At 38.6% G+C, this 21,902-nt stretch carries 25 protein-coding genes; 23 read left to right on the top strand and 2 right to left on the bottom strand.

All coding sequences use genetic code 11. The features are described 5' to 3' along the window. Positions 1 to 34: 34 nt before the first annotated feature. The 10 genes from NON16_RS19650 (at position 35) to NON16_RS19605 (ending at position 9,425) form a co-directional block, all read left to right on the top strand. Entirely contained in the window at positions 35 to 1,222 is a 1,188-nt protein-coding gene (locus NON16_RS19650; RefSeq protein ID WP_308216638.1) for a mandelate racemase/muconate lactonizing enzyme family protein, read from the top strand. 24 nt (positions 1,223 to 1,246) lie between these two features. Further along, on the top strand, positions 1,247 to 1,621 hold the full coding sequence (gene pcaC / locus NON16_RS19645; protein ID WP_257351126.1) for a 4-carboxymuconolactone decarboxylase: 375 nt from the start codon (positions 1,247 to 1,249) through the stop codon (positions 1,619 to 1,621). 66 nt (positions 1,622 to 1,687) lie between these two features. Next, positions 1,688 to 2,584: an NAD(P)-dependent oxidoreductase gene (locus NON16_RS19640; RefSeq protein WP_257351125.1), complete on the top strand. Its 897-nt coding sequence runs from the start codon at positions 1,688 to 1,690 to the stop codon at positions 2,582 to 2,584. 141 nt (positions 2,585 to 2,725) lie between these two features. After that, on the top strand, positions 2,726 to 3,892 hold the full coding sequence (locus tag NON16_RS19635) for an acyl-CoA dehydrogenase family protein (RefSeq protein ID WP_257351124.1): 1,167 nt from the start codon (positions 2,726 to 2,728) through the stop codon (positions 3,890 to 3,892). A gap of 20 nt (positions 3,893 to 3,912) precedes the next feature. Continuing rightward, on the top strand, positions 3,913 to 5,259 hold the full coding sequence (locus NON16_RS19630; RefSeq protein WP_257351123.1) for an MmgE/PrpD family protein: 1,347 nt from the start codon (positions 3,913 to 3,915) through the stop codon (positions 5,257 to 5,259). 84 nt (positions 5,260 to 5,343) lie between these two features. Further along, positions 5,344 to 5,994, top strand: a complete 651-nt coding sequence (locus NON16_RS19625) for a GntR family transcriptional regulator (RefSeq protein ID WP_257351122.1) — start codon at positions 5,344 to 5,346, stop codon at positions 5,992 to 5,994. Between the two features lie 217 nt (positions 5,995 to 6,211). Further along, on the top strand, positions 6,212 to 7,390 hold the full coding sequence (locus NON16_RS19620) for a CaiB/BaiF CoA transferase family protein (protein ID WP_257351121.1): 1,179 nt from the start codon (positions 6,212 to 6,214) through the stop codon (positions 7,388 to 7,390). Positions 7,391 to 7,450: 60 nt separating this feature from the next. After that, complete coding sequence (locus tag NON16_RS19615; RefSeq protein WP_257351120.1) at positions 7,451 to 7,981, top strand: MaoC family dehydratase; 531 nt, start codon at positions 7,451 to 7,453, stop codon at positions 7,979 to 7,981. A gap of 34 nt (positions 7,982 to 8,015) precedes the next feature. Continuing rightward, positions 8,016 to 8,858 (top strand): fumarate hydratase, encoded by an 843-nt coding sequence (locus NON16_RS19610; RefSeq protein WP_257351119.1) that lies wholly within the window; start codon positions 8,016 to 8,018, stop codon positions 8,856 to 8,858. A gap of 12 nt (positions 8,859 to 8,870) precedes the next feature. Next, a complete protein-coding gene (locus NON16_RS19605) occupies positions 8,871 to 9,425 on the top strand; it encodes a Fe-S-containing hydro-lyase (RefSeq protein WP_257351118.1) in 555 nt (184 codons plus the stop codon). Positions 9,426 to 9,711: 286 nt separating this feature from the next. Here NON16_RS19605 and NON16_RS19600 read toward each other — a convergent pair whose 3' ends face one another. After that, a complete protein-coding gene (locus tag NON16_RS19600) occupies positions 9,712 to 10,302 on the bottom strand; it encodes a TetR/AcrR family transcriptional regulator (RefSeq protein WP_257351117.1) in 591 nt (196 codons plus the stop codon). Between the two features lie 370 nt (positions 10,303 to 10,672). Here NON16_RS19600 and NON16_RS19595 point away from each other — a divergent pair, with 370 nt between their 5' ends. The 3 genes from NON16_RS19595 to NON16_RS19585 all read left to right on the top strand — a co-directional run bounded on the left by NON16_RS19595 (position 10,673) and on the right by NON16_RS19585 (position 12,261). Next, positions 10,673 to 11,380, top strand: coding sequence for a hypothetical protein (locus tag NON16_RS19595; RefSeq protein WP_257351116.1), 708 nt, complete (start codon positions 10,673 to 10,675; stop codon positions 11,378 to 11,380). Between the two features lie 101 nt (positions 11,381 to 11,481). After that, a complete protein-coding gene (locus NON16_RS19590) occupies positions 11,482 to 11,919 on the top strand; it encodes an SgcJ/EcaC family oxidoreductase (protein WP_257351115.1) in 438 nt (145 codons plus the stop codon). Between the two features lie 78 nt (positions 11,920 to 11,997). Next, positions 11,998 to 12,261 carry an LSm family protein gene (locus NON16_RS19585; protein ID WP_257351114.1) on the top strand — a complete coding sequence of 88 codons (264 nt, stop codon included), beginning with the start codon at positions 11,998 to 12,000 and terminating at the stop codon, positions 12,259 to 12,261. 204 nt (positions 12,262 to 12,465) lie between these two features. On the opposite strand, the gene NON16_RS19580 is transcribed toward NON16_RS19585, so the two are convergent. Beyond that, complete coding sequence (locus NON16_RS19580) at positions 12,466 to 12,861, bottom strand: RND transporter (protein ID WP_257351113.1); 396 nt, start codon at positions 12,859 to 12,861, stop codon at positions 12,466 to 12,468. A gap of 142 nt (positions 12,862 to 13,003) precedes the next feature. Between NON16_RS19580 and NON16_RS19575 the strand changes: the two genes are divergently transcribed. The 10 genes from NON16_RS19575 (at position 13,004) to NON16_RS19530 (ending at position 21,900) form a co-directional block, all read left to right on the top strand. Beyond that, positions 13,004 to 13,327: a nucleotidyltransferase family protein gene (locus NON16_RS19575; RefSeq protein WP_257351112.1), complete on the top strand. Its 324-nt coding sequence runs from the start codon at positions 13,004 to 13,006 to the stop codon at positions 13,325 to 13,327. Then, positions 13,303 to 13,695 (top strand): nucleotidyltransferase substrate binding protein, encoded by a 393-nt coding sequence (locus NON16_RS19570; protein WP_257351111.1) that lies wholly within the window; start codon positions 13,303 to 13,305, stop codon positions 13,693 to 13,695. Before NON16_RS19575 ends, NON16_RS19570 begins: the two co-directional genes overlap by 25 nt. 386 nt (positions 13,696 to 14,081) lie before the next feature. Beyond that, on the top strand, positions 14,082 to 14,531 hold the full coding sequence (locus NON16_RS19565) for a MarR family winged helix-turn-helix transcriptional regulator (RefSeq protein ID WP_257351110.1): 450 nt from the start codon (positions 14,082 to 14,084) through the stop codon (positions 14,529 to 14,531). A gap of 14 nt (positions 14,532 to 14,545) precedes the next feature. Further along, a complete protein-coding gene (locus tag NON16_RS19560) occupies positions 14,546 to 15,739 on the top strand; it encodes an MFS transporter (protein WP_257351109.1) in 1,194 nt (397 codons plus the stop codon). Between the two features lie 298 nt (positions 15,740 to 16,037). Continuing rightward, the gene (locus tag NON16_RS19555; protein WP_257351108.1) at positions 16,038 to 16,430 is read left to right on the top strand and encodes a DoxX family protein; all 393 of its coding nucleotides are present in this window, start codon (positions 16,038 to 16,040) and stop codon (positions 16,428 to 16,430) included. Between the two features lie 729 nt (positions 16,431 to 17,159). Continuing rightward, the gene (locus NON16_RS19550; protein WP_257351107.1) at positions 17,160 to 18,137 is read left to right on the top strand and encodes a LacI family DNA-binding transcriptional regulator; all 978 of its coding nucleotides are present in this window, start codon (positions 17,160 to 17,162) and stop codon (positions 18,135 to 18,137) included. A 27-nt stretch (positions 18,138 to 18,164) separates the two neighbouring features. Next, on the top strand, positions 18,165 to 19,046 hold the full coding sequence (gene rbsK, locus NON16_RS19545) for a ribokinase (RefSeq protein ID WP_257351106.1): 882 nt from the start codon (positions 18,165 to 18,167) through the stop codon (positions 19,044 to 19,046). Between the two features lie 21 nt (positions 19,047 to 19,067). Further along, entirely contained in the window at positions 19,068 to 19,457 is a 390-nt protein-coding gene (gene rbsD, locus NON16_RS19540) for a D-ribose pyranase (protein WP_257351105.1), read from the top strand. Beyond that, positions 19,457 to 20,959, top strand: a complete 1,503-nt coding sequence (locus NON16_RS19535) for a sugar ABC transporter ATP-binding protein (protein WP_257351104.1) — start codon at positions 19,457 to 19,459, stop codon at positions 20,957 to 20,959. The genes rbsD and NON16_RS19535 overlap by 1 nt, the downstream gene beginning before the upstream one ends. After that, complete coding sequence (locus tag NON16_RS19530) at positions 20,956 to 21,900, top strand: ABC transporter permease subunit (protein WP_257351103.1); 945 nt, start codon at positions 20,956 to 20,958, stop codon at positions 21,898 to 21,900. Before NON16_RS19535 ends, NON16_RS19530 begins: the two co-directional genes overlap by 4 nt. Positions 21,901 to 21,902: the final 2 nt, after the last annotated feature.

The following is a 21,902-nucleotide window of genomic DNA, read 5'->3' as shown; positions in this document are numbered from 1 at the left end:
TTAAAAAATTTGCAACTAAATGAGGTGTTTTAATTTGAAAATACTAGAAATTAAAGTGGTTACAGTACCTATTAAATCAAGCATAAGTAATGCATACATCGACTTTAATAAAATGACAGCCTCAGTGATTGCCATCATTACGGATGTCATTCGAGATGGTAAACAGGTGATAGGCTATGGGTTTAATTCGAACGGTCGTTATGCTCCCACAAGTTTATTGCGTGAGCGGTTTATACCGAGGTTGCTAGAGTCAGATCCGGATGAAATTTTAAATGACCAGGGGACCAATTTCGATCCACATCAGATCTGGAATATGTTAATGACCGGAGAAAAACCAGGAGGACATGGTGAACGTTCCGTAGCTGTGGGTACGCTCGATATGGCCGTATGGGATGTTGTTGCGAAAATTGAAGAAAAACCATTATACCAACTGCTTGCCGATCGTTATCGGGACGGAAAACCGGATGAGAAAGTATTTGTATATGCAGCAGGCGGGTATTATCAACCACAAAAAGGGTTCGCTGAGCTTCAAAGTGAAATGCGAGGCTATCTCGATCTCGGGTATTCAATTGTAAAGATGAAAATCGGAGGGACTTCTTTGGAAGACGATCTACGTAGGATCGAGGCCGTATTGGAGGTAGTCCCAAATGGTCAATCTCTTGCAGTGGATGCTAATGGACGCTTCGATTTAGAGACGGCCGTCCAATACGCTGAACAACTAGAACCTTATAACTTATTCTGGTATGAGGAGGCAGGAGACCCTCTTGACTATGCACTTCAAGAAGAACTTTCAAAACACTATAAAAACCCGATGGCTACAGGAGAAAATCTTTTCTCTATGCAAGATGCGCGTAATCTTATTCGATACGGCGGAATGAGACCCGATCGAGATTATCTACAATTCGACTGTGCATTAAGTTATGGACTCGTTGAATATATGCGTATTCTGGATATGTTGAACGATTATGGGTGGTCTTCTCGGCGGTGTATCCCGCATGGAGGTCATCAAATGTCATTAAATATTGCCGCAGGATTAGGACTAGGAGGCAATGAGTCTTATCCTGGTGTTTTTGAACCATTTGGTGGTTTTGCAGACGATATTCCGGTTGAAGACGGATATGTTCGTTTACCGGATGTACCCGGAATTGGATTTGAAACAAAATCAGGTTTACGTAAGCTACTGTATTCAGTAGCCGATGAAAAACATAAAACGTTGTTCTAAATAAAAAATGTGGAGGAGATAACGATGAACAAAAGCAAATTTGAGGAAGGCCTTAAGGTTCGCAGGAACGTACTAGGTTCGGAGTATGTTGACAGATCAATAGAAAATGCTGATGAATTTAACCGTCCTATGCAAGAGCTGGTGACAGAATATTGTTGGGGAGAAATTTGGACTAGAGAAGGCCTACCGAAGAAAACACGTAGTATGATCAACCTTGCTATGTTGACGGCACTTAATCGTCCTCATGAGATTAAACTTCATCTTCGTGGAGCTTTGAACAACGGCGTTACCAAAGCAGAGATTCAAGAAGTTTTATTACAGAGTGCCATTTATTGCGGTGTACCTGCCGCCATTGACAGTTTTAAAATTGCTAAAGAGGTGTTTGAAGAAAACGAATAAGATTCATATTTTAAGAGCAATCTCATACAACTTTATGAATCATAAATCATCGGAAGGGTGACGGAAATGAAACTTGGCCTGATTGGCCTGGGTAATATGGGAGGGCGCATTGCAAAACGATTATTAGAACGGGGAAATCAGCTCCATGTGTATGATGTGAATGCTGACGTGCTTAACGATTTTGAAATGATGGGTGCAAAAACAGCAGATTCAATTAAAGAGGTTTCCTTCGAAAATGAATACGTGATAACCGTCCTACCCAATGCTGACATTGTCAAAAAAGTTGTTTTAGGTGAGGAAGGGTTAATTTTTGGGCTTAAGCCTAATAGTGTATTAATTGATATGACAAGTTCAACCCCAGAGGTGACCAAAGAAATCAGTACTGTGTTAGAGAAACATGGTATTAAAATGCTCGATGCACCGATAAGTGGAGGCGTGAAAAGGGCAGAGGAAGGGGATCTTGCTGTTATGGTGGGCGGTGAAGAATCTGTTCTATCAGAGGTTCTTCCGTTTCTTGAGGACATTGGATCGAAAATCACCCACGTAGGTGAGAGCGGGGCAGGCCACGCTATCAAAGCCTTGAATAATTTAATCTCCGCTACGACCTTATCTATTACGCTAGAAGCCTTGGCAGTCGGTATTAAATATGGCCTTGATCCGTACAAAATGCTTAATGTAATCAATAACAGTACAGGCAAGAATAACTCGAGTGAAAATAAAGTAGCACAACAAATCTTGTCAGGAAAGTATGAAGTTGGATTCAGTTTGGATCTCATGTATAAAGACTTGACCACAGCTATTGAACTATCTAAAAGAGTACAAGTACCTGCTTCTGTTTCCAGTTCAGTTTTTCAATTATGGAAGTATGCCTCATTACAAGGAAACGGAGAAATAATCGATCACACTGCCATTGCAAAGGTTATAGAACAAATTTCTGATGTGAAGTTTGGAACATCTCTATAGCCTTCATACTCTATGAAAAAAGCATGGAATATTTGGCAAGTATTTTGCTGAATATTTTGAAGGTATAGACAAAAGTAAATTGGATACAGTATCCTAGAATTGAAAACACATTTGAATATTTTGTATTTGGAGGGGACGTTAATGGAAGTGTTAACCGAGAAAAAGGAAGAACATGAACTTATTCGTAATAGTATTCAGTCACTATGTAGTAAATTTCCTGAATCTTATTGGAGTGAGCTTGATAAGAAAAAGGCTTATCCAGAAAAATTCATTCAGGCCCTTACAAAGGATGGATGGCTATCTGTATTGATACCTGCAGAATATGGAGGCGCGGGTCTAGGTATCACGGAAGCAAGTATCATACTTGAGGAAATTAATCGATCTGGGGGAAATGCAGGTGCGGGACACGCACAAATGTATACAATGGGTGCATTGCTCAGACACGGAAACGAAGAACAGAAAAAACGTCTGTTACCTGATATCGCTTCAGGTGCTAAACGCCTTCAAGCTTTCGGAATCACTGAACCTACTGCTGGAAGTGATACAACTAGTATTACTACTACAGCTAAACGAGTAGGAGATCATTACGAAATCTATGGTCAAAAAATCTGGACTTCAAGAGCAGAACATTCTGATTTAATGATGTTGCTTGCAAGGACAACACCAAAAGAGCAGGTAGATAAAAAAACAGATGGATTAAGTCTGTTTATCCTAGATATGGAAGATCAGGCAGATGAAATTGAGATTCGTCCGATTGATACGATGATCAATCATGCTACAACCGAAGTCTTTTTTGAAGGAGCCAAGGTACCAGTTGAGAACCTGATTGGCGAGGAAGGAAAAGGGTTCCGATATGTACTCGGTGGTATGAATGCTGAACGGATTTTAATCGCTTCTGAAAGTGTGGGTGACGGCATGTATTTTGTTGATAAAGCTGTTAACTATGCGAATGAGCGAATTGTGTTTGATCGCCCAATTGGTAAAAATCAAGGTGTGCAATTTCCTATAGCAGAATCCTATATGCAAATACAGGCGGCCAAATTGATGAGAGACCGTGCTGCTGAGTTATTTGATGCAGGTGAGAACTGTGGTGAAGAAGCAAACATGGCAAAATACCTGACATCAGAAGCCACATGGAAAGCAGCTAATGCGACAATGACTACTTACGGCGGTTATGGCTTTGCAACTGAATATAACATTGAGCGGAAATTCAAGGAAGCTCGTCTATATATTGTAGCACCAATAACGAACAATCTCGTTTTAAGCTATGTTGGTCAACACGTTCTAGGACTTCCGCGCTCATTCTAAACTTTTAAGGAGGAAATCTAATGGAATTAAGTAAATCATTAGCGGGATTTATTAAGGGGACCGATTATCATGATTTACCTCAAGACGTCGTGGAATTTACAAAACTATGCATTCTGGATTGGCTTGGTTCAGCTCTGGCGGGAAAGGAAAAAGTCCCGATAAAAAAGATCTCTGATCTAGTTGAAGAAATGGGTGGAAACCCTCAAGCAACAACCGTAAATGGGAAAATAACCTCTGTGGCTCAAGCTGCATTTGTCAACGGTGCATCTAGTCATGTTGTTGAACTTGATGATATTCATAAAGCATCGATTATCCACGCAGCTACAGTTGTCATACCTGCAGCTTTGGCAGTATCGGAATGGAAAGAAAAAAACGGTAAGGACCTTATCACAGCTGTAGTGGTTGGTTATGAAGTGTGTTACAGAATTGGGGAAGCTGTGTCTCCTTCCCATTATTACTATTGGCATAACACGGCTACATGTGGAACGTTCGGTGCGGCTGCAGCTGTAGCCAAACTGCTTGATTTAGAAGTAGGACAAATCGTTCATGCCCTAGGAAGTGCAGGTACTCAGGCTGCAGGACTTTGGGAATTCATTGAGGATGGAGCCATGTCCAAACAACTGCATCCTGGAAAGGCAGCTTATAACGGTACGATATCCGCTCTTTTGGCTCAGAAAGATTTTACCTCCGCCAAAAAAATACTTGAAGGGGATAGGGGATTTTTCAAAGCGATGTCCGATTGTTATGACTCTAAGAAAATCACCCATCGTTTAGGTGAGGTTTTTAAAATAACTGAGAACTCCTTCAAGGTCCATGCTTCTTGTCGACATACTCATGCAGCAGTGGATATGGTACTGGAGATGTTAAATGAACATGGTCTTCATGAGGATATTGTGTCGAATATTCAAATAAGAACATATAAGACAGCGCTTGATATCACTGATAATCTGAACCCAGATACGGTCTACACTTCTAAATTTAGTATTCAGTTTTGCGTAGCATTGGCACTTTTACGTGGAAAAGTAGCTTTATCCGATTTTGATGAACGGAGCTTACACGACCAAGAGATTCGTGAGGTGATGAAACATATTAACGTCTCGATAGAACCTGTAATAGAATCACAATATCCTGAAAAATGGGGTGCAGAGGTTGAGTTTTCTTTAATTGATGGGAAGAGTATAAAAAAAAGGACCGAATATCCAAAAGGAGACCCTGAGAATCCTGTTACCGAAGAGGACTTAATCATTAAATTTAAAGATTTAGCTTATCCTTCACTTAAAGATCAGACGCAAAGAGTGATTGATTATTTATTGAGATTAGACGAAGTTCAACAACTGGAAGTATTCAAGCACCTAGAAACTGTTTAGAAATCCGTATAGACTGCCATTCCAATATTTGCTACTCTATAAGCATATATCAAAAATTCTAAACAGCAATGGAAGGCGATATTTATGAGCAAAAAATTGAATTTAAAAATAGAAGATCGCAATACTCTACAATTAAAAGTTTGTAATGCCCTCAGAAAGGCGATTTTGCAGGGAGAGTTCGAACCAGGCGAACGATTGATTCAATCGGAACTTGCAGAGTCCCTTAATGTCAGCAGGATGCCGATTCGAGAATCGCTACGGATCTTAGAGACAGAAGGTCTAGTCAAACTCGAACCACACCGAGGGGCTATTGTAAAACCGATGAATGTTGAGGATATAAAGGAAATTTATGAGTTGAGAACCAATTTAGAAAAACTCGCAGTACAACTCAGTGTGCCCAAAATAAATAAAGAAGACATCAGGCAGCTTGAAAATCTAGTTGAAAAGATGGAAAATGCTGATGATCCTGACATATTTATTGATGCAAACATAACTTTTCATCATGTGCTGATAAAACGATGTACTTGGAGTAGGTTACTATCTTTCATAGAAACTTTGTGGAATGGTTTTCCTCAGCATACTCCCACATTACTACCAGGACAGATAGATGAGTCTAATAGGGAGCACCGACAAATATTGGAAGCTGTAATAGATGGTGATGCTGACAAAGCTGCAGAACTGATTTCTGATCATATTAAACGTACTGGGAAGGCACTTGTTGAAAGTAGGGGTTAGTAAAAATCTGCCACTAATACATTTAAGCTCATTTTTACAACAGTTGATTGGATACAATATCCCGAAGACGGAGATTCATTCCTAGTATAATAACAAATAAATTCATTAATTGAGAAGGTCATGGATCTTGATCAACTTGAAACGATATATCCGTTCTTAGAAGCTATTGAAAGCCACGTAAGCTGTTAATTGATAAATCTTAAGTAGGAGGGTCCTGATGTTACCATTAGAAGGAGTTACAGTGGTTTCAATCGAACAGGCTGTTGCTGTGCCATTTGCAACACGACAACTAGCTGATTTGGGAGCACGCGTAATTAAAATAGAACGAACCGAGTCGGGTGACTTTGCAAGGCATTATGATACGACAGTAAAGGGGATGTCAAGCCATTTTGTTTGGTGTAACCGTTCAAAAGAATCAATCACCCTCAATTTAAAGAACCCTGATTCAAGGCAGGTGGTTGATAGATTGTTAGAAAAGGCAGATGTATTTGTCCAAAACCTAGCTCCAGGTGCCGCGGAAAGAATGGGTTATGGATCGGCAGTTTTAAAAGAAAAATTTCCGGAGCTTATCATCTGTAATTTATCGGGATATGGAGAGACGGGTCCTTATAAGGATAAAAAAGCTTACGATCTTCTTGTTCAATGTGAAGCAGGACTTGTGTCTGTAACGGGGACAGAAGAAACGCCGTCTAAAACAGGGATTTCAGCGGCAGATATCGCGGCCGGTATGTATGTATATTCAGGCATTTTGACAGCCCTACTAACTCGTGAAAGAACTGGTAATAGTACAGTAATTGAGATATCCATGCTTGAAGCACTAGGTGAATGGATGGGTTATCCTGCTTATTATGCTGGTTATAGTGGGAAGGATCCGAAAAGAACTGGTGCAAGTCACGCTACAATATATCCATATGGATCTTTCGATTGTGGAGATGGAAAAACCGTTTTTCTCGGCTTGCAAAATGAGCGTGAATGGAAACGCTTTTGTGAAAGCGTTTTAGAAAGGCCGGAACTCATTACTGATTCACGGTTTAAAAATAATTCTATGAGAGATTCGAATCGTAAATTGCTTAAATCGCTTATTGAAAGCGTTTTTGAAGATTTAAATTCATCAGAAGCCATTGAAAGGCTTGAAAAAGCAGATATCGCAAATGCTAGATTAAATACAATGCAGGATTTTTTTAAGCATCCTCAGTTGGAAGCAAGAGATCGCTGGAAGGAAGTACCTTCACCTGTTGGCAACATCAGATCATTAAAACCTCCTGTAATAATGGAAGGGTTTACACCTGTAATGAACGCAATACCGGAACTTGGGGAGCATACTGAGAAAATTTTAAAAGAGTGTGGCTTTCAGGGAGATACAATAAACAAATGGATAGAAACGGGTGTAATTTAATAAATAACTTTCAATCTCTTACTTTTATATTATGGAACTTTTTAGGGAGGAAGAAAACAAATGACTGTGAAAAAAGGTTGGAATGGTCGATTTTACGAGGATATGGAAATAGGGGACATATACCCCCACCCTCTTGGTAGAACGGTAACAAAAACAGATAATATTTGGTTTACTTTGTTAACTCAAAATACAAATCCAATTCACTTTGATGATGTTTATTCGGAACAAACTGAATTCGGTCAACCGCTCGTAGATTCAACTTTTACACTTGCTTTAGTTACAGGGCAATCAGTCACAGATATATCCCAGAATGTAATGGCAAACCTAGGATGGGATGAAGTTCGTCTTCCGAATGCTGTTTTTGAAGGAGATACCATTTATTCTTATTCGGAAATTTTGGAAAAAAGAGATTCAAAATCTCGTCCAAACGTTGGTATTGTTCGGGCGGAAACAATAGGGTACAACCAACATGCAAAGGTGGTTATTAAATATAAACGCACGTTTATGGTGTATAAGCGTAATCACGCTCCTGATCAAGCTAATGAATTATTGACGAAAGTTTTGAAAAATAAAGACACGATCAAAAAGTAATTTAAAATTTTGTTAGTAATAAGGAGGTGCTCACGTGAAAGAAGTACACTACCAAGATATTGTGAATAGTGTTGCGAGCATGTGCCAGGACGCGAATTATGAACTGGGTGAGGACGTAATGAATGCCTTCAAAAATGCAGCCAAGCAAGAGGTTTCTTTTATGGGAAAGGAAGTATTGAATCAATTGATTGAAAACGCCAATATTGCCTCTTCTGATCGTGTTCCGATGTGTCAGGATACCGGTGTCTCAGTCTTCATAGTTGAATTGGGACAGGATTGCCATATTGTCGGAGGCAGTTTATATGATGCGATTAACGAAGGGGTTCGGAACGGATATGAAGAAGGCTATTTACGCTATTCAATCGTAGATGATCCGATCCACCGGAAAAATACAGGTGATAACACCCCTTCAGTTGTTCATATTGAGCTTGTACCGGGGGATGACCTCGTAATTCATATGTCCGCGAAAGGCGGAGGTGCTGAAAATATGAGTAGGCTACAGATGCTGAAACCAAGTGATGGCCTTGAGGGTATCAAAAACTTCATTCTTGAAACCGTTCAAATTGCAGGTCCGAATGCTTGCCCACCCCTTGTCGTAGGTGTTGGAATCGGAGGTAATTTTGAAATTTGTGCCTATCTTGCCAAAAAGTCATTATTCAGGCCGGTAGGAGAAAGAAGTGATCAGCAGCACGTGGCAAAACTTGAAGAGGAAATTATGAATGATGTTAATAAACTTGGGATAGGACCTCAAGGTATGGGAGGAAGTACGACGGCTCTTGATGTCAAAGTTGAATTAGCGCCTACACATATTGCGGCCCTCCCAGTTGCGGTGAATTTAAATTGCCATGCAAGTCGACATAAAAAAGCTATACTGTAATGGAGGTATTCCATGTCTAGAATAAAAATTGATGTTCCTTTTAAAAATGAAAGCGAGATCACTTCTTTAAACGCGGGTGATCAAGTATCTATTTGGGGTACAATTTATACAGCAAGGGACGCGGCGCATAAACGTATGGTAGAGCATTTGGAGGCAGGGAAAGAATTGCCATTCGATATCAAAAATCAAGTGATTTATTATGTGGGGCCAACTCCAGCCAAACCGGGTGCGGTTGTTGGTTCAGCAGGACCAACAACTAGTACCCGCATGGATAAATATACACCAACTTTATTGGATTTAGGTTTAAAAGGAATGATAGGCAAAGGATATCGAAACCAAGATGTGGTTGATTCTATTAAAGTCAATAAAGCGGTTTATTTTGGTGCCGTTGGTGGTTCCGCGGCTTTAATTTCAAGAGCAATTAAAAAGGTTGAAATGGTTGCTTTTGAGGATTTAGGAACAGAAGCAATACGGAAAATAGAAATAGAAGATTTTCCAGCCGTAGTCATTAACGATATCGAAGGAAATGACTGGTATAAAATGGCTGTAGAAGAGTACTGTAAATAATTTCAAGAAGTGAAGAGCAAACGAAAATGTCATTCGTTTTATAATAATAATTAAGTGACGTATCAGCGAAAACAAAAGATAAAGAGGAGAAACGATCCTCATTACGAACAACCATGCCTTGCACGTTAAGAAAGTATAAAAATACTTTCTATAGTATAAGTGCAACTATGGCGATCACCAGCGCTAAGGCTTGGTGCTAACCAAGTTTTCTTTAAATTAGCTATCTATTTTGCCGGTTCCACACAGGTAACCGGCTATTCTTTTGATAATTTTTCCCTAACATCTCCTAATTACTCATTTCCGACTTTGCATGATTGATATAGCTTTTCAGTTCCTCTGCGATCTGGATCAATGGTTCCGAACTTTGCTTAGCCCGGCACAAGATGATTGCCCCTTCCATCGAAGTGGTAATGAGAGTAGCGATTTGTGTTGCGCGTTTTTCAGAGAATCCATGAGTCATGAACATTTCTGTATATGAAGCGGAACAAGAATCGTACATTCGATTACATGCCTTTCGTAATCGTTCACTTGTATTTGAGGTTTCCAATACAATTGTCGCAAAAGATCCAGATTTTGTGCAACCAGATGCATCAAGTTTTTTAGCGAAATTGGTAAAGATCAACTTAATGATTTCTGCTGGGTTGTCAGCGTTTTTAAGGACGCCTCGTATACGTTCCGCTAAAGCCTGTCCATAAAGTTCTATGGCTTCAGAAACCAGTTGCTCTTTTCCATCAGGGAAATAATAGTAGAGTGAACCTTTAGGAGCACCGCTCTCTTTTATGATTTGGTTCAAACCTGTACCGTGATAACCTTGTTGTTCGATTAAATTGAAAGTAGCTTCTATCAAACGAGTACGAGCAGAAGTGGTCTTTTCCATCAGCGATTCCTCCGTTTTAATATAATGAATGGTCTATATATAAAATAATCTTCGTTTGGTTGTATGTCAAATGACTTCAGTAAGTTGAAAGCTCTCATCATTGAAAAACATGGAAAATTATTAGGGATTTGGTTGACAAAGCAATATAAATATTTTATTGTTTATATAGACCAATTGTTATAATTTTTAATATAAGATATTAAAGTATCCACAATTTTATGTACCCAATAGAGGCTCTTCCGACTCTAGGGATGTATAGGGTAATTAATCAAAACAAAATATAACTCTGTTTTAATTATATAGACTGGTCTAATTAAATTGTTTGTGTTCCAGTTGAAAAATAAAATGGTTTAGAAGGGATGATGGGTTTATGGATAATCAAGAAAGAGCCTCGCGGGAAAAAGTAAGTCTGATATTTGGTTCATTTTGTGCCATTCTTGGAGGATTAGGTTATTTATTACTTGGCTTTGCTCATGGAGATATGCCAAGTGAGCCAGATCAAGCGTTGCAGCATGTCGCGCATCATACAAATTGGCAATTGATTCATATCAGTACAATTTTCTCGGTATTCCTTTGGGTGGTGGCCTTTATAAGTCTTGCTTTTTCGATCAATAAGAGAGCATCTGCTTGGTTTCTGAGCCGTTTGTCCGTCGTTAGTATCATGATCGGGGTTACTTTGTTTGCAGTTGATTACTCGATCGACGGGTATAGCTTCCCGGCATTAGCAAAAGCTTATGAGGCAGCTTCTCCTACTGAAAAAGAGATGATATATGGAGCTTTTTATGCCTTGTTTTCCGAATTAGGGGCGACCTTCCCCCTTTATATTAGCTTTATGCTCGGTCTTCCGTTCCTTCTGGCTGGAATGGCTGTTGTATTCAGCAAGAGATATCCTGCTTGGATTGGATGGATCGCGACACTCTGTGGTTTAGGCAATTTTATCGCGGGGGTTACTATGTTCATAGATCACCCGGTTGTACCAGAAGACATGGTGTTTGGAGGATTTGGCTTATTGCTTAATTTATGGCTGGTCATCATAGGTATTCTTATGTGGCAGCAGGCCCGAAAAATACAAGTATAAGATTGCATCGTTTAGTTGAGGGCAGTGGCACCAAAGTTTTCAGGAAAAACCACGTTAAATTTGCGTCGTGACCAATGAAATTAAGTAGAAGGGGTGATTTGATGGACAATACAAATGATGTCAAAGAGATTGAGAATTTGTTTGAGAAGCTCACAATCGCATGGGATAAAGGGGACGGTACAGCATATGGTTCATGTTTTACGGATGATGCGGACTATGTAACTTTTCAAGGCGAACATTTGCAGGGGAAGAAAGCTATATCAGAAACCCATCAAGAGCTTTGGAATGGCATTTTGAAAGGGTCAACTCTCTTAGGAGAAATCAAAAAGCTGAATTTCATCGAACCAGATGTTGCTATTTTTCATGGTCATGGGGTGGTCAAATTAAGATGGCAAAGACAGGCACCAAATAAAAGGGATTCAATTAATACCAATATAGTTATTAAACAAAATGGGCAGTGGAAGATTGCTGCTTTTCATAACAGTAGGATTACTAAGCCAGGATTGATGCAAAAAATATTCACGAAGTTCAGTAAATAGTTTTTACGTTGTCAAATAAATAATGAAAACCATAGTATAGAAGGATTAAAGAGCACGCATGGGGGGAGGTCACCTTTTTTGAAAGGGTATTACTATAATTTGTGCATAAGATATATCGAAAAGCCGGTTGTAATCACTACGTATGACAATAGAGTTTACAAAGGTATTATAAAACAAGTGGACTCTGAGAATGTCTATTTACTACCGATGCAAGAAAGAGAAGATCGATTCTTTCCGGTGTTGGGTGCAGGTCTGTTTGGATTAGGTCTTGGGACGATAGCTGGTTTAACGCTTTTTCGACCATACCCATATTACCCGTATGGATACGGATATGGATGGTAAGCAATTTCGAACGGTTTGTACGATATGAGTGTGCCTTAGAAATGATGAATGGTACGGTTGTTTAGAGTTGGATACCTTACCTATTTTTAGTAATGCATATGGGTTTGACCACTTTGTTAATTGGGTCAAACCCTTTATTTATGCTTTACAAGGGGATTATTTTGAACTTAAAGCTATTTAGATTATCTTTGATAAGGGCTGCGATCAGGGATTTCGATTCTTAATATATAAGTAAATAGAATGAAATAGAATCAAACCCACGCCTACAACCAGCGAAACAAGTAAACCCATAAACCCTAGAAGTCCAACCCATCCTATAGTGAACGTCAAGAAAAACAAGAGGTATAAACCACCGAGCAGTATTAAGGCGATAGGAACATTGAATGGGAAAATCCGATTCCAAAAGTAAGTTAATAAACTTGTTAAGACTACAATTAAACATAGGATTAATGTCTGAAATGATCCCCAATGAAATGCAACTCTTGATTGTTCAGCTTGTTCTAACCCATTCATTGCAGATAATCCTGTAATGATGCTTATAGCAAGTAAAATTACAAAAACGGTCCAATTTAGTGATTTGAGAGTATTGGTATTTTCCATGTATGCCTCCTCGAAGCATAATCTATATTTTAATTTTAACTCATTTTATAATTTTTTCCAGTTGTTTCGAAATAGTTAGCAAATGAGAAATACAATAAAAATATACCTCCTATGATATAATTGATGGAATAAGAGGAGAGGAATGGCTACTCATATGGAATTACGAGAACATATACTTAACCAGCTAAAAGACTTGATTAATGGTACTTTGAGTGAAGAAGATGTTAGGGTATATTTGTTTGGATCATGGGCACGAAAAGAAGAAAAACAAAGCTCAGATATAGACATAGCCGTTGAGCCAGTCAATTATTTATCCTCATCCAAATGGTCAGAAATCATTGAAAACGTTGAAGAATCAACAATCCCCTATCATGTAGACATAGTTAATTTAAAAAATGCTAGTACTACGCTCATCAAAAGTGTTAAAGAGGAGGGAATTTTATGGAAAGACTTCAAGAACGGTTAGTTTCTGCAGAAAAAGCTTTAACTGCTTTTCAAGAACTAGTTCAGATAGAAAAACCTAATTCAGTAGAAAGGGATGCTTCCATACAGAGATTTGAATTTACCTTTGAGGCTTGTTGGAAAGCTGCAAAACAATTTCTTTATGATATTGAAGGCATTGATGTCAGTTCTCCAAAGGGTGTTATTCGAAGTAGTAGGGAGACTAACCTTTTTACTGATGAAGAAGCGATACAAGCATTAAATATGGTAAATGATCGAAACCTAACTGTCCACACTTACAACGAAGAGATCTCCATTAAGATTCATTCGAATTTAAAACTTTATTGTTCTTTAATGTCCAGTTGGATAGAAAGAATGAGAAAAAGCGCATAGTCATCGCTTACATAGACTGAAGCCACCAAACAAAATAATGGTGGTTTATATTGTTCGACTTCCAGTTCTTTGATAGCCGTCTCGTACCTTTGCCTATATGTTTATACAGTTTTCAAAAGCAACATCAGGATTACTTGTATTGTAATTTGCTAAATAAAAAAATATCAAAAAGCTCAATAAGATGCAGGTAATATATCAAATATAATCATTAAAGAACTAGCTATTATGCAAGTTCTTTTTTTCTTTTACAGAAAATGATTTCGAAACCAGACTGAATCTTGTCGATTTAGAATCTTTACTGAATATAGTTTGTATACAAATTATATTTACACAAATAGTGTTCTGGTATATAATATAAAAGTATTGTTTGAAAGGGGAACATCTTAATGGCTATGTCAAAGGATAAAACAATTGGATCTGCTACGGTCCGTCTCAGTAAAAAACTCACTCGTATTGTGAACTTTTATTTAAAGCCTTATAACATAACAACAGAACAATGGAGTGTACTCCGGACTTTAAACGAGGCAGACCATATATCCCAAAAACAATTGTCTGAGAGAACGGATAAAGATCAAGCGACCCTAACGAAAATCTTAGACCTCCTTGCAAAACATGACTTTGTAAAAAGGGTACCAAACCCATCCGATCGACGCTCTTTTCTTATTGAAATTACCGAAAAGGGAACAGATTTAACAGAAAAAGTGCTCCCATACCTTGAGGAAATTTACACAAAAATTATCGATCAAATTGATAGTGACAGGTTAAAAATTTATCAGGAAGTGTTGCTTTCATTGGAAAGTAACATTGACTTACTTATAGAGGATTCACAAAAATAGAAAGAAGGAATACTATGACATCTAAGTTATGGACACGACAGTTTACGGCCATTGTTCTGATGGCTTTTTTATTTTTTCTTTGTTTACAGCTACTGACGGCAGGTTTTCCAGCATATATTACGGAACTGAAAAATAACCCAGCACAAGGTGGGTTGATGACAACTGTCTTTATGGTTGCAGCAATTGTAACACGCCCCTTCATTGGAGCTTTTATGCATAAAGTCAATCTCAAGAGAATGAGCATATTCTCTCTCGTTTTTGTTTGTTTTACAGTAGGATTAGGGTACGGTCAAGAGTCTGTACCATTACTGCTGTTCTTAAGAGTTTTACATGGAATAGGATTTGGGATTATCTCCACCATTTTATCAACGATGGCGACAACTATTATTCCGACAAAGCGACTTGGGGAAGGCATCGGTTATTATGGGTTGGCTACCAGTGTTGGTACAAGTTTGGCTCCGATGTTGGCCATATCTTTCCTTCATTACTTTTCCTATAATCTTTTAATCATATTGTCTATACTTCTTACGATAGCGACACTGGTGCTCAGCTTTTTTGTAAAAGCACCTCAAATGGCAGTTTCAAGTGATTCAGACACGAAAAAGACTACTTTTAAGGAGTATGCATTTGATAAAAAAGCATTTTTTCCTTGCCTATTAATAACCTTTTTCACTATTACCTTAGGAGGAGTGATCAGCTTTCTTAGTGAGTTAGGAAAGGAAGCGGGCATTGCGGGATCTGTTCCATTATTCTTCCTAATCATAGCCATCGTTATGACCGTTGTTCGACCTATATCGGGCCGCCTGTTCGACGCTGTTGGTCATAAAGTAATCATAATTCCTGCTACCTTAAGTGGAGTCATTGGGTTGTTTCTTATAGCGATCACCCAAAATACATTGACATTCTTCATAGCTGCAGTGTTTTATGGAATTTCATATGGTATTATTACACCTACGCTCCAAGCTCTTGCTGTCAGCTTTGTTAAAAAGGAGAAACAAGGGACGGCGAATGCGATGTTTTTCTCTTCTATGGACCTTGGAGTAGCAATCGGTTCCACCGGTCTCGGCGTACTTGCTTCATATACCGGATACCATTTCATTTATGGTTTTTCCATTTTGTGCTTAGTAGTATTGCTTCTCACGTACACTTTTGTGTTCTTTAAAGGAAAAAAGCAAACAAGCATTGCAGGAGAAGCTTCACAAATATAATAATAAAGAAAACTTGACTAGCGCCAAGCCTTAGCGCTTGCGATCGCCTTAGTTGAACTTATACTATAGAAAGTATTTCTATACTTTCTTAACGTGCAAGACATGGGATGCCTCTGATGTTGGAGTCATCTCTTTAATTATGTTTTGCAGTGTTTTATCGATTCCACGTAACCCCATTTTTATAGGTATTATAGTGTGATTTAATCACTATATATTATTTAGTAACTAATTTATTTGACATATACAACTTTTGAAAATATAATCAGTTACATAAAATTCAACTTATGAGGTGATAACAATGATCAAAAGGTATGAAATAGGAGCTCTAATTCTAAGATTATTTTTAGGATTTACTTTTTTTATTCATGGTTTGGATAAGTTTCAAGGAGGTATAAGTAATACTGTTGGATTTTTTGATAGTTTAGGACTTCCAGGGTTTTTAGCCTATGTGGTAGTAGTCATAGAGTTGATTGGTGGTATTGCTTTGATATTGGGTATTGGCACACGAGTTGTTTCAATATTAATAGCCCTTCTCATGGTAGGAGCAATTATAAAGGTGAAACTTGCTAAGGGATTCTTGGGAGGTTATGAACTGGATGTAGCTTTATTAGCAATCTCCATATACCTTGCGATTGCTAACAGATCCCTGTTTGCATTAGATAATATTATTTTTAAGTCTAACCAAGATTAAATTTAAACAAAGGTAAAACACACAAAATACAAAAGACCGCCATACATATAACTGAATTTAGGTGTTGTCTTTTTGAGATTTGTAGGGGGCATTTTGATGACGTATTGGACTATTACGAGGAATAAATCGAAGGAACGTCAACGATGTAAAGTTCATCCGTTGCAATCAATTTAGGTGGGAAAGTCAAATAACTATTGATTTGAGATGCCTTTTTGGGGGATTAATATAAATTTACCTCCGCCCCAAATATTAATTCGGCCACGAAGTCCAATATATCGGTCGCGGATTGAATTATATCGGTCACGCAATCTGTTATTTCGGTCACAGATTGAATTATATCGGTCACGAATAGTAAAATGGTCCCGATTTCACTATCTCCCTTAAACACTAAACTCCTAATGTACAAGAAAACGAACGGATCTCCATACGATGGCCGATCCGTTCTTTCTTAGTTGGTTATAGATGAGATAGTATGAAACTTTGTTGGATAGATTAAGAGCGCTTCCGCTTTTCTTTTTAAAAAAGGTTGACAGAATCATAGCATCATATTAAAATTTGTGTAACCGGTTACACATGATCGGTCCCGGTTAAGGGTAAGTAGCAGTAAGATTTTCAGTTGAAACCCCTTTAGTGATAAGGATTAATTAATGGGTCATAAAATTTTCTTCACTACATATGTAACCGGTTACGCCCTATGGTTACTTGATTGAAAGACTGGAGAGAAAAATAATGGTAACAATTAAAGATGTCGCAAGAGAAGCCCAAGTTTCTGTAGCAACAGTTTCAAGGGTTTTGAATAATCAAGGCTATGTACACGAAGATACGAGGGTGAAAGTAGAGGGTGCAATTAAACATTTACAATATCGACCCAATAATGTTGCACGAAGTCTATTCAAAAAAAGATCGAAAATGATCGGATTTATCGTACCTGATATTACAAACCCATACTTTCCACAGCTTGTCAGAGCAGTGGAAGATGTAACGAATAAAGCCCAGTATACAACATTTTTGTGTAATAGTGATGAAAATCTCAAGAAAGAACTGATGTACTTAGAAAGTATGCAGGAAAATCATATTGACGGAGCGATTATTGTTTCAAATACACTACAACTACAGCATGTGGACAACGTAAATATACCGATTGTTGCATTGGACCGTTTTTTCCATGATCGCATTCCTTCTGTAACGATAGATAACTATAATGAAGCACGCAAAGCAGTCCGTTACATGCTTGATCGCGGTTGTAAACGAATTGCCCACATTAAAGGTCCTGAGTATATTGAGAACTCAAAGCTTAGACAAATGGCATATGAGGATGAGATGAGGGAAAATATGCTCCCTTCAATCATTTGTAACGGAGAGTATCATTTGAAAAAGTCAGAGAAAGCTCTCATTGATCTCCTAATGCTGTACCCTACAATTGATGGTGTTTTTGCCGGAAACGATGTGATGGCGGTAGGTGCATTGAAAGCAGCAAGCCGTTTAGAACTAAAAGTTCCAGATGACTTATCAATTGTAGGCTTTGATGGAATTGAGTGGACTGAAACGGTATCTCCTGAAATAACAACTATGGAACAACCAATCTATGAAATGGGTAAAAGGGCTGCAACCATGCTTTTAGAACTCATCGATGGAAAGGGTATTAATGACGACCATGTTGTTTATGATACGAAATTAATCGAAAGAGAGACGACGAAAAAACAATAGATTATGCCTTATAGGGAGGAGCACGATATGATTACTGTTCTGGGAAGCATAAATATGGATTTAGTCACGGTTACTCGTAAAGATCCCTCAATAGGTGAAACCGTGTTAGGAGATCAGTTCTCTACTATTCCTGGAGGGAAGGGCGCCAATCAGGCGGTGGCAGCCGCTAAGCTTGGTGCAGATGTCCAAATGATTGGTCGGATCGGCGATGATTTGTTCGGTCAGGAATATTTGAATCATTTTATGAAATTGGGTATTAGCACGGAAAATGTGGAACCGGTTACAGATGAGAAAACCGGTATTGCCAGCATTACTGTTTATGAAGGCGATAATAAAATTATTGTAGTTCCTGGAGCTAATAACTTTTTAACTCCAGAAGTTGTTGATGATCACAAAGAAGATATTATAAAGAGCGATTGGTTGCTCCTTCAGTTGGAAATCCCACTAGAAAGTGTAGAAAAATCTTTAGAAATTGCTTATAAAAATGGGGTGAAGGTGATCTTAAATCCTGCACCTTTTCATAAGATACCTAAGGATTGGATAAAGATGGCTACCTATTTAACACCAAACCAATACGAAGCAGCACAGCTACTCGATCTTTACAAAAAAGATGAGAAACTACTGAACAATTTAAAAGAAAAGCTTGTGATAACGAAAGGTTCTGCAGGCGTTGTTATTTTTGAGGGGAATAAAGAACAATCCATTCCTGCATTGAAAGTAGAGGCAGTTGATACAACGGGGGCAGGTGACACTTTTAACGGAGCACTTGCGGTTGGACTCTCAGAGGGGAAATCATTAAGAGAAGCTTGTCAATTTGCGGCTAGAGCTGCAGCGATCTCTGTAACAAAGCTCGGAGCCCAATTGGGTATGCCAAATCGAACGGAGCTGGATGATCAACTAGATGCTTGAATGAAAAAGAGGTGAAATCAAGTGAAAAAAAATGGGATAATAAATAGTGAAATTTCCAAAGTTCTAAGTGATATGGGGCATACAGATTATATTGTAATCGCCGATTGTGGACTTCCTATTCCTGGAGATGTAATAAAAATAGACCTTTCTGTTAAACAAGGTATGCCCACCTTATTACAGGTATTGGAAGAGCTTGAAAAGGATATGGAAATTGAAAAAGTCACTCTTGCTTCTGAAGTTACCGAACACAACCAAAGTCTAGGGTTAGAGCTCAAAGATAGATTTGAAACGATCGACTATTTGCCCCATGATGACTTCAAGATAGTAACGAGTAAAGCAAAAGCAATTATTCGTACAGGTGAAGCGACCCCTTATGCGAATATTATCCTCCACTCAGGGGTGATCTTCTGATGAAAAATACGCCAATTGTTGAAATGAAAAACATCCATAAATCCTTTTTCCATGTAGAAGTATTAAAAGGAGTTGACTTTTCCCTATACCCTGGAGAGATCCATGCCCTAATGGGAGAGAATGGTGCAGGGAAATCAACCCTTATGAAAATTCTAACGGGCATTCATAAGAGTGACGAGGGGGAGATCGATTATAAGGGTGAGAAAGTAACGTATACTTCTCCAAAAGATGCAGAAAAAGATGGGATTGCGGTCATTCATCAGGAACTCAATATCATTCCCTATTTATCTGTTGCAGAAAATATGTTTCTCGGAAAAGAACTGAAACACGGACCATTCGGATTGTTGAAAAATAAAGAAATGAACAAGAAGTCACAAGAATACTTGAATCGGTTAGGTATTACGATTGATTCGATAAAGCCAGCAGGTGAATTATCTGTTGGACAACAGCAAATGATCGAGATTGCGAGAGCAATTGCAGCAGACACGGAGGTCTTGATTATGGACGAGCCTACTGCTGCCTTAACAGATCGAGAAATTGATACGCTTTTCAAAGTGATGAATCAGTTGAGAAAAGATGGAGTTGCGATCATTTACATCTCTCATCGTATGGAAGAGATATTCAAAATATGTGATCGAATTACCGTTCTGAGGGATGGTCAATCGATCGGAACGAAGGAAACGTTAACCACTGATTTTGAAGAAATCGTGAAAATGATGGTCGGACGCGAATTGGGGGAGAGGTTTCCTAAACGGACTTCAACGATCGGTGAAAATCGCTTTGTCGTTGATAATCTTAGTCATGAGGGCATTTTTGAAAACATCACCTTCAATGTAAGAAAAGGTGAAATTTTAGGAGTAGCAGGATTGATGGGTGCAGGAAGAACGGAAATTATGGAAACGATTTTTGGCGCGAGAAAAAAATCTGGAGGACGGATCTCTCTTGATGGAAAAGAGCTTACTATCCGAAAGCCCCATCATGCCATTAAAGCTGGAATTGGATTCATTACAGAGGATCGTAAGGACGAGGGACTAATTCTCGGGTTATCTGTACGTGAAAACCTAGTCATCCCTAATTTGAAAACGTTCTCAAAAACAGGAATTGTTAAGGAAAAGAAAGAAAAACAGTGGACAGAGGAGATGATTTTGAAGTTAAGAATCAAGACGTCTGGACCAGAGCAAGAGGTTAAATCACTTAGTGGAGGGAACCAACAAAAAGTAGTATTCGGTAAATGGCTTGGAATCGAACCGAAACTATTAATTTTAGATGAACCGACTAGAGGAGTAGATGTAGGAGCAAAAAAGGAAATCTACTCGATTATGAATGAACTGACTGAACGGGGATTTTCAATCATTATGGTCTCGTCTGAACTTCCTGAAATTCTAGGGATGTCAGATAGAGTCATGGTCATCCATGAGGGTAAGGTTACTGCGATTATCGATCGAGAGGACGCCAATCAAGAGAAAATCATGGAAGCTGCAACAGGAGGGGTGAGAACATGAACAAAATAAGCAAAGGTTTGGGGTCCGTCCAAAAGTTAGGACCGGTGCTGGGACTAGTATTAATAACGATTATTTTAGCGATCATGAGTCCCAATTTCTTAACAGTTGATAACATACTTAATGTGTTACGCCAGGTATCGATTAACGCTATTATCGCATTCGGGATGACATTTGTTATTTTAACGGGTGGTATCGATCTATCAGTTGGATCGATTCTGGCACTAGGGTCAGCTCTGACTGCCGGGATGTTAGCTAGTGGTATGGATCCTATTCTGGCCGTACTTATCGGGCTTTTGGCAGGGGCGATAATGGGATTAATTAATGGAGTTATTATCACAAAAGGTAAAGTAGCACCATTTATCGCTACACTAGCAACGATGACAATTTTCAGAGGGTTGACGCTGGTTTATACAGATGGTCGTCCAATAACAGGATTATCTGATTCTATTAGCTTCCAAATGATAGGGAAAGGTTACTTTTTCGGCATTCCATTCCCAGTAGTAACAATGTTAATAGCGTACTTCATTTTATTTTTCATCTTAAGAAAAACAACATTTGGACGTGGTGTTTATGCGATTGGTGGAAATGAAGAAGCATCTTTACTTTCAGGTTTAAAGGTTGACCGATTGAAAATGGGTGTTTATTCAATTACAGGCTTGCTTTCCGCATTAGCTGGAATAACGTTAACCTCACGATTGAATTCAGCTCAACCGACAGCGGGTGTAAGCTATGAATTGGATGCAATTGCAGCAGTTGTATTAGGTGGAACGAGTTTATCCGGCGGAAGAGGATGGATTTTCGGAACACTAATTGGGGCACTTATTATTGGGGTCTTAAATAATGGTTTGAATTTATTAAATGTATCTTCATTTTATCAGCAAGTGGTTAAAGGCGGCGTTATTTTACTAGCTGTATTGCTGGATCGAAAGAAAGCTGCTTAACA

Origin of the sequence: Pseudalkalibacillus decolorationis (genome assembly GCF_024609785.1) — a bacterium.
Classification (GTDB): domain Bacteria; phylum Bacillota; class Bacilli; order Bacillales; family Fictibacillaceae; genus Pseudalkalibacillus; species Pseudalkalibacillus decolorationis.
Note: the sequence above shows the minus strand (reverse complement) of the source record. Positions and strands in the feature narration are given on the sequence as shown.

What these genes read in the sequence shown, in the direction of transcription:
- pcaC (WP_257351126.1), top strand. Translation starts at nt 1,247, where the DNA reads ATGAACAAAAGCAAATTTGAGGAAGGCCTTAAGGTTCGCAGGAACGTA.
- NON16_RS19640 (WP_257351125.1), top strand. Translation starts at nt 1,688, where the DNA reads ATGAAACTTGGCCTGATTGGCCTGGGTAATATGGGAGGGCGCATTGCA.
- NON16_RS19635 (WP_257351124.1), top strand. Translation starts at nt 2,726, where the DNA reads ATGGAAGTGTTAACCGAGAAAAAGGAAGAACATGAACTTATTCGTAAT.
- NON16_RS19630 (WP_257351123.1), top strand. Translation starts at nt 3,913, where the DNA reads ATGGAATTAAGTAAATCATTAGCGGGATTTATTAAGGGGACCGATTAT.
- NON16_RS19625 (WP_257351122.1), top strand. Translation starts at nt 5,344, where the DNA reads ATGAGCAAAAAATTGAATTTAAAAATAGAAGATCGCAATACTCTACAA.
- NON16_RS19620 (WP_257351121.1), top strand. Translation starts at nt 6,212, where the DNA reads ATGTTACCATTAGAAGGAGTTACAGTGGTTTCAATCGAACAGGCTGTT.
- NON16_RS19615 (WP_257351120.1), top strand. Translation starts at nt 7,451, where the DNA reads ATGACTGTGAAAAAAGGTTGGAATGGTCGATTTTACGAGGATATGGAA.
- NON16_RS19605 (WP_257351118.1), top strand. Translation starts at nt 8,871, where the DNA reads ATGTCTAGAATAAAAATTGATGTTCCTTTTAAAAATGAAAGCGAGATC.
- NON16_RS19600 (WP_257351117.1), bottom strand. Translation starts at nt 10,302, where the DNA reads ATGGAAAAGACCACTTCTGCTCGTACTCGTTTGATAGAAGCTACTTTC.
- NON16_RS19595 (WP_257351116.1), top strand. Translation starts at nt 10,673, where the DNA reads ATGGATAATCAAGAAAGAGCCTCGCGGGAAAAAGTAAGTCTGATATTT.
- NON16_RS19590 (WP_257351115.1), top strand. Translation starts at nt 11,482, where the DNA reads ATGGACAATACAAATGATGTCAAAGAGATTGAGAATTTGTTTGAGAAG.
- NON16_RS19580 (WP_257351113.1), bottom strand. Translation starts at nt 12,861, where the DNA reads ATGGAAAATACCAATACTCTCAAATCACTAAATTGGACCGTTTTTGTA.
- NON16_RS19575 (WP_257351112.1), top strand. Translation starts at nt 13,004, where the DNA reads ATGGCTACTCATATGGAATTACGAGAACATATACTTAACCAGCTAAAA.
- NON16_RS19570 (WP_257351111.1), top strand. Translation starts at nt 13,303, where the DNA reads ATGGAAAGACTTCAAGAACGGTTAGTTTCTGCAGAAAAAGCTTTAACT.
- NON16_RS19565 (WP_257351110.1), top strand. Translation starts at nt 14,082, where the DNA reads ATGGCTATGTCAAAGGATAAAACAATTGGATCTGCTACGGTCCGTCTC.
- NON16_RS19560 (WP_257351109.1), top strand. Translation starts at nt 14,546, where the DNA reads ATGACATCTAAGTTATGGACACGACAGTTTACGGCCATTGTTCTGATG.
- NON16_RS19555 (WP_257351108.1), top strand. Translation starts at nt 16,038, where the DNA reads ATGATCAAAAGGTATGAAATAGGAGCTCTAATTCTAAGATTATTTTTA.
- NON16_RS19550 (WP_257351107.1), top strand. Translation starts at nt 17,160, where the DNA reads ATGGTAACAATTAAAGATGTCGCAAGAGAAGCCCAAGTTTCTGTAGCA.
- rbsK (WP_257351106.1), top strand. Translation starts at nt 18,165, where the DNA reads ATGATTACTGTTCTGGGAAGCATAAATATGGATTTAGTCACGGTTACT.
- NON16_RS19535 (WP_257351104.1), top strand. Translation starts at nt 19,457, where the DNA reads ATGAAAAATACGCCAATTGTTGAAATGAAAAACATCCATAAATCCTTT.
- NON16_RS19530 (WP_257351103.1), top strand. Translation starts at nt 20,956, where the DNA reads ATGAACAAAATAAGCAAAGGTTTGGGGTCCGTCCAAAAGTTAGGACCG.